The sequence below is a fragment of the Desulfatiferula olefinivorans genome (assembly GCF_054657895.1).
Genome location: NZ_BAAHXV010000007.1, coordinates 1 through 15,921 on the forward strand (window position 1 = coordinate 1; position 15,921 = coordinate 15,921).

Here is a 15,921-nt window from a genome sequence, read left to right on the forward strand (position 1 = left end):
ATCCGTCCAGCAATAATCGGGCAGGATGAAGGACGCCGTCGGAACAAATCCGGCGGCTTGCATCTGCCGGATCTTGGTTGGAATCGTATCGATTTCCGGATAGGCGTCGGTCCAGAACCGGTCGATTTCATCCGGGCGCATGTCGGTGAACCAGGACGCCTCGGAAACGGCGATGAAACCGCCTTTTTTCAGAAACCGGCGCCACTCGTTCAAGCCGCGTTCAAACCCGATGTTGTAGATGGCCCCTTCCGACCAGATGAGATCCAGGCTCTCTTCGTCGAATGGCAGGTTGTCCATGGACCCGACCCTGCCAATCACCCGATCCGCCAGATCAAGCCTGCGGCTGTTCTCATTGAAGATCGTGATAAAGTTTTCGAACAGATCGATGCCCGTGATGCGCCCCGGCGCATGCCGCGCCAGCACCATGGTCTGCCCGCCCGTTCCGCAGCCGATATCGGCGATGAGCGACCCGTCATTCAGGTTGTCGATGAAGCCCAGAGCCTTCACGGTGATTTCAGGGCTCCCCGGCCCCTGCCGGTCCAGCTTCGAATAATAGTCGCAAATCAATGCGACATCAAAATCGTGAATGGATGTGATCTCGTCGCCCACGGCATTTTCCTTCAGGTATAAATGAACGCCAAAAAAAGCGGCCAGTTAGAAAATGTTGGATTTTAATTCACATACCCCGGAAATACAAGTATCAATCACGAACGATGTTTGTTGATCACGTACCCGAGGATTTTTTCCGGGGGAAACATGGAAAGGAGGGCCTTGATGTCTTTATGGGTGGTCCGGCCTTCTTCGATGACGATTAGAAGACCGTCGATCAGGGGAGCAAGGGTCAGGGCGTCGGCGGTATGGAGGGCGGCGGGGGTGTCGAAGAACACGAAACGGTCGGCATAACGCGTCTTCATTTCACTGATCAGGGCCGCCATCTGGGGTGACCCCAAAAGCTCCGCGCTGCCGGCAACCGGACGCCCGCCGGAAATCACGGTCAGCTTGTCGATGCCCGGCCAGACCATCACGTCCTTCATAGACGCACTCTTGAGAATGATGTCCGAAAGGCCCTTGTCGCCGGGCAGGCCCATGTAGTCGTAGATCGTCTGCTTTCGGAAATCACAGTCCACCAGAAGCACCGTGTCTTCGAAGGTCCGGGCGAAAGTCAGGGCCAGATTGATGGCGGTCACCGTCTTTCCGGTTCCGGGCCCCGGGCTGGTGACCATCAGGGTGTTCCAGCCCTTTTCACGGATCCGCTGAAGGATCTGCGTGCGGAGCTGGGTGTAGGTCTCGCCGATCGCTGAATCAGTCGCCGAGCCGAGACAGCGGTTCGCTTCCATCCGGTTCAGATCGGGCCGGACATGGCGGGACGACACATAGGACGGCGAATTCCACAGTCCCGCGATATCCGGACGGACAACGGCACCGGCCGTTTCTTCGCCGGCAGACGTAGATGATTTTTTAAACAGGCTCAACCAGGCCATAGGGTTCACACTCTCCTTTCGCCTAAAACGAATACGTTATGGAAAGGCGATAGATGTTACGTTTTTTTTCAAGACTCTTTTCCCTGTATTCCAGATGAGAGTACTGGGCGGACAGAGACAGATCATCGGTCAGGGCGTAAAAAAGGCCGGTCCAGATACGGAAGGTTTCGAAACGCAGGGAATCGTTATCCTCCGTGTCATCACTCCGGTTCAGATAATACTGGGCCGACGCACGACCCTCCAGGTCGGCGATCAGTTTTTTCCGGACAGACAAATCCACCGTGGTGCGTTCAAGGGATTGATTCTGCCCCGTCGAGGGCTGAAGACTCTCGTCCACGGACAGCCGGACCGCATAATCCTCACCCTGAACATCCAGGCCCGCCCGCCCGATCCAGCCCCGGGTATGGTCGTGTTTCTCACGGAACACCGGCCGGATCACGCCGCTGCTCACGTCGTACCCCGAAAACACATCATAGGTATACGTGGTGTAGCGCCCACCGGCACTCAGGAACCCTGACATCGTTTCACTGAAACTCCGGGTCAAACCAACCACGGCATAGGACTGGTCCAACGTATGGGTCTCGTAATCGTAATAGCCGTACCCGCCGTTGACCGTAAGCGAGGTGAGTTCGTTCCACTGAACGGTGAGACCCGTCGATACGGATCGGCTGTCCAGCGAATCCTCGGAACTGCCGCTTAGGGAGTCAGAAAACCTTTCCGACCCGACCCCCACGCCAAAATCCACGGTGATTCGTTCATGGAGAAGGTGATAAACGGTCACGCGCCCGTCCAGGCTCCGATGATCCCGGGTGTCCAGAAGAACACCGGTCGAGGCCAGATAGCGGTCGATGCCGGTTTCCTCCTCAAATCCCAATGTCGAGGAAATCCGGGTCCGTTCGCTGAAAACCCAGGTCAGATCGTGCAGGACGTTCCAGTCTTCACCGTCAAGCTCCCGTTCCCGTTCATAGAAGGAATAATTCAGATCAAAGGACAAGCGGCTTTTCATCACCTCGCTGTCCATGGAAAGATCCAGAGACGACAAAAGAACGGTCACCTGGGACTGTGTTTTATCCGACTGATCGAAAAAAAGATTGTCGTTGAATTCCTGAGCGACCCCGACACTGCCCCGGGTGTCCAGTGCCGACGCGAGGCACGGGGCCGTGAAGATCAGAACAAGGACAAGCCATACCGGTTTGCCCCAGGCCCGACGAACCGATCCCTCCCTCGGCAATGCCGGTTTCCTCATCGCGGCAGAAACCCGTCGAGCACAGGAACGGCCTGAGCCATAAACGCCTGGATGCGGTCTTCGGCATCAGCGGAACGCTCATCCGGATAAACCAGGGTGATCAGCCGGACCAGGGCGCCGTCGGTCCGCTGCCGGGTCAGAGCGTCCCAGAAATTGAAAAACTTCATCAGATAGGTATTGGTCAGAATTCTCCCCCGGGCGGGAAACCAGTAATAGGCGATCTGCTCGACGGAGCCCTTTGCGATGACGGCCCGGTTGACAGAAAGTGAGGCCTCCCCACGAAGGTCAAGCTCCCGAACCCCGGCCTGTTTGAACTCCCACCCTCCCCCGCTCAGGCAGGAGGCCGGGGAATGGATGGACGCCCCCTTGGACTGGCTTTCATAATAAGCCACATAAAGCTGAACCGTTTTGCCTGAAGGATCGGCGTAATCGACCATCAGATAATCGGTGAAATCGAGTTCATCGATGAACCGGGCATCCATGGTCTGCCGGGTGCCCGTATAGGGGCCGAGGTCCTGGGGAAAAACGTCAAACGATTTCGTCATGGGAATGGCCTCCCGAAACTCCACGGCCAGGGAAAACCCTGTGGTCAGAACGATCAGAACCACGGACACCATGGCGTAGGCCCGGCCGGATCGAAAAAAACCGTCTTTGACGGGAACCGGTTCGGACAAGGTCACGGGCGTTTCAACCTTGCCCGATTCGCCGGGTTTTTCCTTGAACAGGGCGTTCAGGATCTTGATTTCCGCCATCAGAAAACCCAGACTGAGCATGAAAATGAACCAGCCTTCGAAATCATGAAAAAAGCCTTCGATGGCCGTGACCCCGAAGCGTTCGGCCAGGATGCCCGAAAGGGCGATACGAAGGCTGTTGCTGAACAAGGTGATCGGCACGGACGAGATCACGATCAGAATTTTTTTCCACACTGCGAGTTTGTAGACATAGGCCACCAGAATCGACAGCACCACCATGGGAAACAGATACCGGAGGCCGCTGCACGCATCGACCACCTGAAGCTGCGTGAACCCCAGATCGATGACATTGCCCTCCCGATGGGCGCTCATGCCGGTCATCTGCATCATTTTAACCCCGAGGCCGGTGGACAGAATTTTCAGAGACAGGGTGATCCGGTTGTTGATAAAGGCCGGAAAGGGAAACATGGCAAGGGCGAACACCAGTGGAAACAGAATGATCTTCAGCTTGCTCCACCCCAGATGCAGAAAACAAAGCCCGAACACCGTAAGCCACAACGACAGGTAGAGGGTAAAAAACTCACCGGCCAGCTCCCCCAGCCAGAACAGGGCAAGCCCCGCCGCCACAAAGAAAAAACCCGCTGCGGAGGGCTCGGACATACAGGCCTTAAGCCGCTCCCGCTTCCAATACACCAGCACCAGAACGATCAGGGGCACCAGCATGGCGTGGGAGTAATCCGGTTTGGCCCAGTCCTCTGTGATCAGCCAAAAGAGTGCCGAATGATAAAGAATACCCAGCAAAACGGCATAGCCCCCGGCTAAGGCCAAGGCGAATGGGTCCACGGGAAACTGACGAAACGCGCCGGATGATAAAGAAAAACGCATAACAATTTCAACCCTTTGATTTCACGGCTTCTCGGAAGACGCGGAAAAGAAAAACCGGAGACGATTTCATATTCCGTTCCCACAACCGTCCCGGTTCTTTGAGAAAACGGGGCAGCCATTCCAGACCCAGTCTGATCCAGAATTCCGAGGAGCGTTGTTTCGTCCCCGCGTAAAAATCAAACACCGCCCCGATGGCACAGGCCCAGGGGACCTGAATCCGATCGAGGTTTTTGTAAATCCACAACTCCTGCTTGGGAGCGGTCATGCCCACCCAGAGAATATCCGGAGCGGCCCGATGGATCGCCTCGAGCATCCCGTGGTCGTCCTCGGAAGAAAAAGTCTCTTTGAAGGGCGGTGAATAGGTCCCGCACACGGTCATACCCGGATAGTCCGCCTCCATACGGCGGGTGATCCGGGCAAGAACCAGGGGTGTGGATCCGAGAAAAAAACACCTCACCCCCTTGTTGCGATCGGCCCGTTCGTTGACCGCCCGGAACAGATCGCTGCCGGCGATTTTCTTAATCCTGAGGCCGTTCAACCATTTGGCGGCCAAAACAATACCTACCCCGTCCGGCAGAAGGATATCCGCCGCTCGAAGGGCCTTTCTGAACAGAGGAGACCGGTCAGCCGTCACCAACGAATGGGGGTTCAGACAGGCGACCCAGCGGGTCCTGCTTCTGTCCGGAAGTGTCTCCATGATCTGATCGACAATGGGCTCCAGACCGTTGACCCAGGTCGGGTAGCCGAGAATGGTGGAATTATCAGTGTTGGATGTCACGGTGTGGCACCTCCTTGGGTTCCGGGTAGGCCCGGAACGATCGTCATGGGTTCAAGGCGGGGGGGCCGACGGAGATTCCCGCAACGCTCGGGTGTGCAGTCTGTCCTTGTTCGGCCTTGGGTATCTACGATCCCAATTCTGTCAAGTGGAATGGGGATAAAACCCAACTTCAGGGCCGGAGAATCCGGATGAATTCCGAAGTCGCCGTTTACAGGGTCAACCAGCAGGGGATCGGCTTCATGGCTTGTTCGATCAAATCCCATGGACTTCCAGAGACTCCAGTTCGATGGGAACAGCTTGGACGGTAGACGGACGCCCAGAGAGCCACTGCCGCAAAAAACCGTGTTGGCGTCGGACACGGTACCTTTGAAGTCCATGGGATGGGGGACATCGAAGACGACGGCGTCAGGCTCCGTCAAGACAACAATATTCCGGATGAAACGGTTGCCGGTCATGGCTGATCCTGAACGGGGGCTCTGGATCGACGAGATGGCGGGATATTTTTTCACGTATACCCCGCTTTTTTTTTCAAGCAACGTCCCATACATCTTCGGCACCCACTTCCTCGACACGGAATGATCGGGTGGCCAGGCTGACAGAATGACCTGCCCGCGCCTGCCCCCATTATAAATGATATTGTTTTCAATTATGTTGTCCCGACCGCCGTGGATCAGGACACCTCCGCTCACCGTGTTGACGATGATGTTCCCGAAGACCTCTGTACCACTTGTCCAGTCGTCCAGATAGACACCATAAGTCACAAAAGATGTTTGGAAGGAATCGAATGAGGATCTTCGACCATACCCTCCGCTATTTTTTAGATAGTTGTACCGGATTTTCGTGCCCCGGGCGGTCCAGTCGATCTGACTGGAATAAATCATACCGCTGTCCTGGGTTTCGAGGTTTGTGTCACAGACGACGTTGTACTCGATCAGGTGATCGTTTCCCGAAAACCAGATCCCCACCCGGGGCGTGGTGGAAACCCTGTTGTGAACAATGATATGTCCCACACCTTTGCAGAGGATGCCGCTGGCTCCACCTTTATGAATCATCCCCGTATGATGAATATCGTTGTTATCGACACGGTGTCCCGAAGCCGTCAGATTGACCGGATTTCCGCCCTTGACTGTGACTCCCGTGTGCCCTACGTCGTATATGTGGTTGCCGGTCACCCGGTTGTCACGGCCCCGGTCGATCACGATGCCGCAGCTTCCGACTCCACGCACCGTGTTACCGGAAACAGTAATGCGATTCCCATCGGAGATCAAAACCCCATGGCCGGATGATCCTTCGAACACAAACCCCGAGATCTCAATATCGGATACCGGAAGCCCCTCACTGTGGCCGATGATCCCGATCACGTTTTCTGCCCAGGACAGCGTGACGGCGCTTACATCTTCGGGTGTAACGGGAATTACATAGAGAATCCCCGCGTTCCGGTCCACATACCATTCCCCCGGCGCGTCCAGTTCCTCGAACAGGTTCTCCACATAAAACCGGTTGCCTGAAAGAATGTCGTGGGTCGGCGGTGTGAGGGGACGGATCGTATTGGTCGTCCTGTCCCATTCAAGCCCCTTAAGGATGTTATTGGTCCAGTTGTGGCCCGGGAAAAGGACCATGCGGGCCTCAGAAAGAGACCGCCATGGCCGGGATGACTCACGAGGAAAGACGGCCTTGCCCTTTGCGCCCTTCCGAACGTGAAGAAACCCGCCGTAACGAGGATTCATCGAATCCTGATTCGGATATCGGGCCAGGGGACGTCGCTGACCATGGACGAACAGATGGGCCGCTGATTTTTCCGATAAAACTGGCCCCCCGAGATTGGCTTTCATGATCCCCCGCGCATGGGGCACAAAGCCTGTGATGGACCTGGCGACGCTCAGCACGGGGATCTCTGCCTCGAAGGCCTCGTATTTCACCGGTTTTTGCGGCAGTCCGGAATCTTCAGTCCCCAGAAAAAACGGCTCCGACCGTTCGTATCGACCGCCTCTGACACGGACGGTGATCGATTGTTCCGGTTCCGCCGCCCGTGCCTCCATCACGGCCCGCCGGGCCCGCTCAAGGGTTTCGAAAGGGCCGTCATTTTTTCCGGTTTCAGGGTCGGGAAAACCCCCGCTCCAGTCGTCGTTCCCCTGAAGAGACACATAAAAAACCCTCTCCCCGGACGCCGGGAAACACACCGTGGAGAAAAGGAAAATCAGGGCCTGAACCAGGCCGATCGCAATAAGGGATTTTTGAAATATCATCTAATCGTCGGGGGCATATCCCAGCATGGCATCATGACGATGCCGCTGGTCCTCGTCAAAACGCCATGAAAGAATCCGGGCCGGATTCCCTCCCACGACGGCGTATGCCGGCACATCATGAACGACCACACTACCGGCTGCCACCACGGCGCCCCGGCCGATGGTCACCCGCGACAGGACAATGACCCCGTAGCCGATCCACACATCATCCTCGACCACCACCTTGAACCGGTCCCCCCTGGGGGAGTCCCAGATGGTCACGCCGGTCATACGGTAATCGTGATCATCCCTGCCAACAAAGGCGGCGTTGTCGGCGATAAGGACATGATCCCCCATGATGATGTCACAGTGCACCGTGACGTTGCGACCGAACTGGACATTGTGGCCCAGTTCGATATGTCGGTGGGGAGACCACATATCCACAGACCAGGGCAGCCTGACAAAACCGCTGTATCGAAGATAGGGGCAACGGAGCCTGACATACAGCCAAGTCCTCAACCTGCAAAAATGGCTGCGAACAAAGGCGACCCAGGGTGACCTTCCGGGACGGATATTGGAAACGGATGTCATCGGCGGCACTCCGGTGCAGTCGTCAACGGCCAGACGCGCGTCAGGTCACGCGCCATGGTTGAAAGGGCATAGCGTCGAATCTCGGTTCGTGAATATGCTTCTACACTCCGGAGGGACAGGGCCTGCTCCATGGCCGTCGCGAATACGACCGGATCACGATCGACCACAAACCCGTTTTTCCCCTGCCGGACAAGGGCCTCGGCGCTGCTGAATCGGCTGGTGACCATGGGACGACCGCAGGCCAGCGCCTCGACCAGCACCGTGCTCCAGCCCTCTTTGATAGACCCCATGACCAGAAGATCCGAGGCCCGGAGATAGGCTGCGACCCGATCAGGGGGTTGATGCCCGGTAAGACTCACGTTTTGCCCCAACCCGAGTTCGTCAATGGCCTCGATCAAGGCATCCCGATCGTCTCCGTCACCCAGAAAAATCAACCGTGATTCAGGATGACGGCGGTTGAATTCGGCAAAGGACTTCAGTACCAGGGGCCAGCCCTTGGCCCAGTGAAGACGGCCGCTTGCCACGGCAATGGGAATGCGGGTGGGCAGTCCCAAGGCCTGCCGGACCTCGGTACGTTCTCCGGGAAAAAACATCGTTGTGTCCACCCGGGTGGGAAAAGGAATCACGGCACGCTGCCTGAGCACTCTTCCTGCACGCTGCTTCAGAGTCCTGATGGCTTCCGGATCGGCCGAAGCGAGAATGACCGAAGCCTTACGGACCAGGGCATTGAAAAAAAGGCTGTCGAACACTCGGCTGAAGGGTTTGGCCCAGGGATAACGGGAAATGGATAGAGGTGGTTCAACGCCCGGAAAACAGTAGCACAGGTTGTCTTCAAAACGACGATCAAGAGCCAAAAGAACGGCGTGCTCCCTAACGAGAATATGGTTGATTCCCAAACTGCGGATGCCCCTCTGGTAGCGTTTTATTCTCAGATACGTGAGCAAACGCGCCGGAATCCTTGGCTTTCCTGAGGCGGGGAGGTCACGGCCGATGGCGAAAAAATAATGGACGCCGCTGTCGAAGATTTTCATGAACCAGTGGCCCAAGGGATCGTAAGGATCGTCGGTCCAGCCCACCAGGGCCAGCCGGGAGCCCAGACACGCCATAAGCTGCCGTGAAAAATTGAGCTGCCCCCCCTGGGGACGATCCTTGAAATTGCAGGCTTCGATATGAAGAATCTCCGGAAACGGGCATGGAGAATTCATCGGCAGACCTCCTCGATCAGAGAGCGAAGATCCGGCCCATAAAGGCGGTAATCCAGACGGGGGAGTCCAATGCGGGTGGCACGGCGTACCCGGCTTTCGGCGTCTTTGGGATCGGAAAGGCAGCGATCAAGAACCCCGGCCAGACTGCGGACACTTCCCGGTTGATAATAATATGCCGCATCATCGGGCAGAATGCCTGTCACATCGCCAACGGGTGCCGTCACCACAGGCCGCCTGGCCGCCAGGTACTGGCCCAGCTTGGTGGGGAACCTTGTCCGGGACCGGTCGTCGTCCCACAGGGGCATGAGAAGGGCCTGGGCGGACACACACCATCCCCGGAGTTCGCCTTCCGACACATACCCCCGGACCATGACCCGATCCGGATCGATGCCGTTCATGTGGGCATGGTCCTTGAGCGTTTGACGCATCGGTTCGCTGCATGGACCGACAACAACGAGGGCAGCCGCTTGCCCCTCAGGGCTCGTGAGCGCTGCAAGGGCGTCCACCAGAAACAAAACGTCCCGCCGGTAACCATCAACCATGCCGCACCACAGCAAAACGGGAGCGGCATGTCGTATAGGCTCTGTTTCACGTTTATGCACGGTGTCATCGGGATCGACAAGGACCGGGATAGAAAAAGTTCGATGCCCCGGTTTCCGAAGCCTTTCGATCCGAAGGGCGATTGCTCTGGAAATGGGCAGCGATGCGGCACTTAGGCGAAACATGATTCTCCTGTAAAGAACACGGGAGATCAGGGTCTCGTACTCCGTTCCCGGCCACCATTCGGAAGCCTCCTGGATCACGGGGATCTTCAAGGCCCTGCAAATCAGAAAAACCCACAGATTCATGACGTTTCCCTGATAATAACAGTACACGACACCGAATCTCCTTCGTTGTAACAGGCGGATCAGAAGACTCACTCCGCCCAGGATGTAGCACAACGAGCGACCCACACGATTATCCGACCAGCGGACCCTGGGCCCCAGGTAATCGTAACTGATGCCTTCCACCTGACCGGATCTCAGCGTGTTCGCCGAAAAGGGGCTGGGTCCGATATGGAGCACATGAAACGGCAGGCCGCTTTCGGAAAGAGCCCGGCCGATCAGCGTGACGCGCCGGGTGCTGGCCGTTCCGTACGGAAAGCCGATACCGCCGCACACACAAAAGACACTGGGAGTCGCCATGGGTTGTTCTTTTCCTTTTCCCCGGTTCGCCATACGGATCATAAAGGCCGGATCACCCTGGCCGGTGAACCTGCGGCAAGCACGTCAGATGGCAGAGACCGCGTAACCACGCTGCCCGATCCGACCACGGTGTTTTCTCCGATGGTCACACCTTTGAGTACGGTCACCCCGGCTCCCAGCCAGACGTTTTTTTTGATATGGACCGGTGCATCCGGCCCCGATCGCCCGTCATCACCGTGCCAGTCCGAATCGGTAATGAGGGTGTTGGCCCCGCAGCGCACCCCTTCGTCGAGAATGACGGAACGGGCGCAACCAATAGCGGTGCCGCTCAATCCGCACCTGGGCCCGATCACCAGATGCGCCCCTTCTTTGAAGGTCGACAGGATGCAGGGATGGTTCAGGCCAAGAAAGTTGGAGGACAGGGAAGAGTTGAACACGCTGCCGTCATGGACATCCATCCGGCTCCCCGGGTGACGGTAAAACCGTGTATAACCATGAAACCGTTGACGCCCCTCAAGCGAAACGCCCCACCACCTCGCCCGTATCCGGCAGATCAGGCCATACCAGGGGGAAACCACGGCACGACGTGTCCAGAACAACACATGGGGCAGGCTGTCTCGATTGATACGCCTCATGAACGGCATTCCAAAATCTGGTGATAGGCATCAAGAATGTCTTGAACGACCGTATCGGGATCATGGCGGACCAGAGCGGACTGACGTGCCCCCTGCCCCAGCCGTTCCGCCATCGTGTCATCGTCGAACACGTTCCGGATCATCTGGGCCAGCATGGGCATATCGCCTTTGGGATAGAACAGCCCCGTGCGCCCGTCGTCGATCAGAGATGGAACGCCGCCGGTGTAGGAAGCAACCACCGGCATACCCAGACTCTGGGCCTCACAGACGGCGTTTGGGCTGTTGTCGATGTACGACGGCGAGACGAACACATGTGATGTAAGCATCGCCTGTACCATGGCCTGTGAATCCAATTGGCCCAATTCCCTGACGGCCGACCCCAAAGCGGCCATCTTCCGCCTGATAAACGTTCCGTATCCACTTCGCCGACTCACTGGACCCGCAATGCAGACTTCCATATCGGGATAATCGGATCTGAGCAGCTCCAGCGCATCGAGCAGGAGGTCGGTGCCTTTGCGTGGATGCCCTGCATTGGTAAAAATAATCCGGTGACGTTGAACCCGATTCAGTTGCCAAAGATTCTGATAGAATGCATCCCGAAGAATTTCGCCTCCGTGAAAGTAGCGGGCCTCCGGATGGATTGCTCTGATGTAAGCCCGGTCCCAACGGGTCCGTCCGATAAAAAACCGGTTGGTCCGAATAATGTCCCTTTCCCGCCGCGCCTTTTTCCGAATGTCCATGAACCCTCGTAACAACCCGCGCATAGCCGGGATTTCAAGAATGCGATGCATACGGACAATGGTCCCGAGGGAATGATCCCCGAAAAAATGATGAAAGGTGGAGCTTGGCCCGAGGAGCCCCTGCATGCTGATCACCACCGGACACGCCGGGGCATACCGCTCGGTCAGAAGTCCATAGGGTCCTTCACTCCCGTGGATATGAATCAAATCGGGTCTCAGCGACTCAATCACGTCGGCACACGCCTCAAGACCCCTCCTACGGGGAAGGGCAAAAGTGGTGACGCGGGGCATTCCCGTCCGGACTGTCCGACTGCTATCGCACAATGACGCACAGGTGAAGTCATGATCCGTTTTTTCCAGCATATGCCGCAGCAAGGTAATCATCCAGCCGCCGCTGTGATCGATGTCTCTCCTGCCTGTGATTTGGTCGGCGCTGAAGGGCAGATTGGTAAAATGAAGGATATGCATCAGCTATAAACCTCTTCGTCCGCTTCTCTGTCCGAAAGGCCAATGACGACGGCATGGGTCAGCCCCAGAAGCATCCAAGTCAGAAGAAAATAGCCCGGATTTCGTGTCACGCTGATTTTGTACTGGTCCACAAGAAACACACCCCACATCAAAGCGAACCCCAATGCCAGCGGTGTGAGAACGTGATTGGAGGACCGCTCACCCATATACGCCATCCAGGCCCTCAGCCCCGTGAAAAGTACGATCAGTATGAACGCCGCCGATCCGAGCCATCCGAAAAAAAAAGGCAGGCTCAGATAGAGACTGTGGTAACCGGAGAGTTTTTTCTTTTCGATGCCCAGGCTTTTCCGATTGCTTTCCTGGGTTCCGTAACCTGCACCGATCCATCGCGGTTTTTTCGAAAGCTCCCTGAGCGCCAGATCGAACAACCCGCCCCTGTTGATCCCCTGACCGCTGACAACCGATTTCACGTTCAGGCCGGCCTGGTCAAGCTGCCTGAAATCATCGGCCATGGCCCGGTAGGACGCCGTGTTGCTCATCAGATACACAAGAACGCCGAGCAGAGGGAAAAAACCGAGGATAAAAACGAACCGTTTAAGGCCCGCCACCGACGGCAGAAGTATGAAATCCACCACCGTGATATAAAACAGACCCATACAGGCCAGGATGACGGCCGACCTTGCACCGCCTGCAACAAGGACAAACAGTGACAGGGCAACCATCAGAAATGCCGTCATCCGACGAAGCCCCAGTGTGTTCAGGGTGCTACCATGAACAATCAGAAGAAAAGCAATCAGAAAAAATGAACAAAAATATTCCGCATTCAGTTCACTGTTCATGAAGGTTCCGATGGGGGTCGACCGAACGGATTCCGATATGCTTCCCGCATGATACAGCAAGGGGCTTGGGCTATCGATCAGATGGAATTTCTGATTGACGACGACCACGACCATCCAGCCGCAGACCAGAAACCACACCGAAAGAAAACGACGGGTGTTTGCGTCGGTCATTGGCTGTGAGGCGAACCAGTAGAATACAAAAAGGTGGGCCAGTGAAATCACAATGCCCTGAAGTTTTGCGACCCATGGGTATGGATTGACGGCAAGGCCGATGATCTGATGGGCCAGAAAAACCAGAACCATCAGATTGATCGGAAAGGAAACGGCCCCAAAGGAAAAACGAAAGTTGCGATTGAAGACAAGCCTGGCCAGGAACAAAGTGAACGCCAGATAGGACCACAGGCTGCCCTGCTGATCGGCAAACGCGAAATGGGTGCAGACGAAAAGGGCAAGCAGAATTTCAAAATCGTCATTTCGTATCATGATCCACACCAAACCCAACCCGACCATGATCGAAAGCCCGGCGACCCAGAAGGCCGCGTTCGGGAAGAATGTTTTTACGGAAAGATGAGCCAGTCCGAGAAAGACAAGACTGATGACGATCACCCCGGCAATGGATCGAGGCGGAGTCTCGTCATCGGCATCGTGCCAGTCATACACGGCGTCGGCCATGGCTGTTTGTTCAGGCTGCGGTTTTCCGTGACCGGTCACCATCATCCGCTCACACCCTTCTTTCGGACCGACAGACCCGAAGGGATCGGAAGGATACGCCGAATCATCGCGGACAAACGGCTTTTAAAAGGTAGGCTCCGGGTGTGTTGGCGGTCCAGGTCTTTTTCCGGTTTCTTGTCCACCCTGACCTGTACCGGGTGCCGAAGGGGAAAAGAAAGGCCGTGAACTGGGCAGCTTGAAAAGACGGTTTCCACGGTTCGGGTGTGGGTAGCCTCACTGTCGAAGCCGATGTTCCGGACAAGGTTCTTCTCAGGCACGATACAAAGGCCGCGGCGGACATAACAAGACAGATTCCAGTGAAAATCCCAGAAAGGGTGTTCTCCACGAACGTAGGCCCGGTATTTTGCAACCATCACTCGCCAATGAACGCGGTTGATCGAGTACTCCCGAAGCATGGCCAGAATCTGTTTATCGTCACAGCCCGTCAAGTCCGGGGGAAACCATTGAAAGGCCCGTTTCCAGGTAGCCCAGCCGTGGCAACGGAACGCTGTGCTGAAATGATAGTCAAACGGGTAGGCACGATCACGGTAGGGCGAAAAACCGGAAATCTGCATCATCCGGCTGTCATCACTGTACCGTTCAAGCAACTCCTCACAAAAGGGGAAAAAATGGGGATGCGGTACGCAGTCGTCCTCAAGAATGATTCCCCGGTCCACATGATCGAAAAACCATCCAATGGCGGCGGCCACCGCTGGATCACAGCCCTGGTTTACATCGGAAAACCGGGTGTGAACGTCACAGGGCCAGTCCACAGCCATGGCGGCCCTGCGGGCCCGATTGCACGCATCCACTTCGCCGGAATACCCCGCTCGGGGCCCGTCGGCAGCAATAAACAACCAAAGTGGCCGGACACGTCGCAGGACCTCCATGACCCGCCGTACTTTTTCGGGTCGATTGAACAGAATCAATAAAACCGGAACCCGGGTCTGACTGTCCATGATCAGTCTTCCTTTCGATGTGAGCCGGATGACAGGCTCATTCGAAATTGCCTGGCTGCGTTCCAGGCCAGAACTCCGCCAAACAGAACGGACGAAAGTTGACAGGCCACGGAAAGGATGACGACATCCGAAAGAGTCAGGGTATCATTGGCCTGCATCCGAATCCCAAGAAAAACGACGAACAGAAGAAACGACGACATCACAGACAGTCCAAACAACTCGGTCCGTTTGGACACCACAAGCAGTTGTTTGGGAAAGTCGATAACCGGAACGAGGGCCAGCCAGCACAATCCGCGAACCACAGGGGCACAATCGACATAGCGAGGCAGCAGCATCGTCAGCAGGGGACCGATGGCAACCCAGGTTACCGCAATGAGAGGGAACATGACCACCGCACCCGTCAGACTGCATCTCAGAGAGTACCTGAACGTCAACGCCATGTTTTCACCCGAAGATCCATAAAGCATGGCGATCCGGGGGTTGAACACCTGGCTGATGGATCGGGCCACGGTGACCAGCGCCAAGCAAAGTGAAGATGCAAAGGCGAACAGTCCAAGTTCCACGTTACCCAATCGACCAAGAATGACGGTCCGTTCAACGGCGACCCAGAGGTGGGACGACACGTAACCAAACACCATGAGCGGGGCTCCGAACACCATCATGGCCCGAATCACGCCCCAATCCAGACGGGGTCGCACCACAATGGGGCGTCTCAGATGGGCCAGAATCATACCCGATAAATCAGGCAGGGAATACCGCAGACAAAGTCCCCAGAACTGATAAATAGCCACGACCGGCAGCAACAACAGCGACATGACGGAGGAAACGACGGTGGTTTTCGACCAGGTAACGAACTCGGCGCTGCTTCGGTAGGTAGTTCCCAGATAAAGCATATAAAGGGACACCGATGTGATGACCGTCTGAATACCCCAACCGAAGGCTGACCGGAAGTCACCCCTGATTACTGCGTAAACCGAGGGCACCAGATAGATCAACGTGTGAACACCGCAAAGAAGGAGTGTCCAGCCCAATGCATTGGCCGCGTATGTCTCGGCAGACACCCTGTCGTTCTTTCCGATAGAATATGGAAATTGACGGCCGAAAGCGGTGAAAACCCCAAGATGAAGAAAAAAAAGATAGCCCGGGAGAATGGTGAACGTCGTATAATATCCCAGTGTTTCCGGACCGATAAACCGGCCCTGTACGATACTGCCCACAAAACGAAGCATCACGGCAAAAAGTCCGCTGGCCGCAAGAGACGATACGGATACCAAAATCTGTT

General features: G+C 56.2%; 15 protein-coding genes. 1 reads left to right on the forward strand and 14 read right to left on the reverse strand.

What is annotated here, in order from left to right:
* The 11 genes from ACYQ11_RS07060 to ACYQ11_RS07110 all read right to left on the reverse strand — a co-directional run.
* Positions 1-609 (reverse strand): class I SAM-dependent methyltransferase (locus ACYQ11_RS07060; RefSeq protein ID WP_459923062.1); only part of this gene is annotated, 609 nt, incomplete at its 3' end.
* A 95-nt stretch (positions 610-704) separates the two neighbouring features.
* On the reverse strand, positions 705-1,481 hold the full coding sequence (locus ACYQ11_RS07065; protein ID WP_459923063.1) for a nucleotide-binding protein: 777 nt from the start codon (positions 1,479-1,481) through the stop codon (positions 705-707).
* A 22-nt stretch (positions 1,482-1,503) separates the two neighbouring features.
* A complete protein-coding gene (locus ACYQ11_RS07070) occupies positions 1,504-2,712 on the reverse strand; it encodes a hypothetical protein (protein WP_459923064.1) in 1,209 nt (402 codons plus the stop codon).
* Positions 2,713-2,723: 11 nt separating this feature from the next.
* Positions 2,724-4,247, reverse strand: a complete 1,524-nt coding sequence (gene xrtD / locus ACYQ11_RS07075) for a VPLPA-CTERM-specific exosortase XrtD (RefSeq protein ID WP_459923065.1) — start codon at positions 4,245-4,247, stop codon at positions 2,724-2,726.
* Positions 4,248-4,311: 64 nt separating this feature from the next.
* Entirely contained in the window at positions 4,312-5,082 is a 771-nt protein-coding gene (locus ACYQ11_RS07080; protein ID WP_459923066.1) for a WecB/TagA/CpsF family glycosyltransferase, read from the reverse strand.
* The gene (locus ACYQ11_RS07085; RefSeq protein WP_459923067.1) at positions 5,079-7,328 is read right to left on the reverse strand and encodes a right-handed parallel beta-helix repeat-containing protein; all 2,250 of its coding nucleotides are present in this window, start codon (positions 7,326-7,328) and stop codon (positions 5,079-5,081) included. Before ACYQ11_RS07085 ends, ACYQ11_RS07080 begins: the two co-directional genes overlap by 4 nt.
* On the reverse strand, positions 7,329-7,745 hold the full coding sequence (locus ACYQ11_RS07090) for an acyltransferase (protein WP_459923193.1): 417 nt from the start codon (positions 7,743-7,745) through the stop codon (positions 7,329-7,331).
* Between the two features lie 149 nt (positions 7,746-7,894).
* Positions 7,895-9,103, reverse strand: a complete 1,209-nt coding sequence (locus tag ACYQ11_RS07095) for a glycosyltransferase (RefSeq protein ID WP_459923068.1) — start codon at positions 9,101-9,103, stop codon at positions 7,895-7,897.
* Positions 9,100-10,287, reverse strand: a complete 1,188-nt coding sequence (locus ACYQ11_RS07100) for a glycosyltransferase family 4 protein (RefSeq protein ID WP_459923069.1) — start codon at positions 10,285-10,287, stop codon at positions 9,100-9,102. Before ACYQ11_RS07100 ends, ACYQ11_RS07095 begins: the two co-directional genes overlap by 4 nt.
* A 38-nt stretch (positions 10,288-10,325) precedes the next feature.
* Positions 10,326-10,745: an acyltransferase gene (locus tag ACYQ11_RS07105; protein WP_459923070.1), complete on the reverse strand. Its 420-nt coding sequence runs from the start codon at positions 10,743-10,745 to the stop codon at positions 10,326-10,328.
* 173 nt (positions 10,746-10,918) lie between these two features.
* Positions 10,919-11,893 carry a glycosyltransferase family 4 protein gene (locus ACYQ11_RS07110; RefSeq protein WP_459923071.1) on the reverse strand — a complete coding sequence of 325 codons (975 nt, stop codon included), beginning with the start codon at positions 11,891-11,893 and terminating at the stop codon, positions 10,919-10,921.
* Between the two features lie 111 nt (positions 11,894-12,004).
* Between ACYQ11_RS07110 and ACYQ11_RS07115 the strand changes: the two genes are divergently transcribed.
* Positions 12,005-12,139, forward strand: a complete 135-nt coding sequence (locus ACYQ11_RS07115; RefSeq protein WP_459923072.1) for a hypothetical protein — start codon at positions 12,005-12,007, stop codon at positions 12,137-12,139.
* On the opposite strand, the gene ACYQ11_RS07120 is transcribed toward ACYQ11_RS07115, so the two are convergent.
* Genes ACYQ11_RS07120 through ACYQ11_RS07130 form a run of 3 tightly spaced genes read right to left on the reverse strand, consistent with a single transcriptional unit; the run spans position 12,130 to position 15,700 of the window.
* Positions 12,130-13,686 (reverse strand): hypothetical protein, encoded by a 1,557-nt coding sequence (locus ACYQ11_RS07120; RefSeq protein WP_459923073.1) that lies wholly within the window; start codon positions 13,684-13,686, stop codon positions 12,130-12,132. The genes ACYQ11_RS07115 and ACYQ11_RS07120 overlap by 10 nt on opposite strands.
* Positions 13,683-14,639 carry a hypothetical protein gene (locus ACYQ11_RS07125; protein WP_459923074.1) on the reverse strand — a complete coding sequence of 319 codons (957 nt, stop codon included), beginning with the start codon at positions 14,637-14,639 and terminating at the stop codon, positions 13,683-13,685. The genes ACYQ11_RS07120 and ACYQ11_RS07125 overlap by 4 nt, the downstream gene beginning before the upstream one ends.
* Before the next feature lie 2 nt (positions 14,640-14,641).
* On the reverse strand, positions 14,642-15,700 hold the full coding sequence (locus ACYQ11_RS07130) for an MATE family efflux transporter (RefSeq protein WP_459923075.1): 1,059 nt from the start codon (positions 15,698-15,700) through the stop codon (positions 14,642-14,644).
* Positions 15,701-15,921 lie beyond the last annotated feature (221 nt).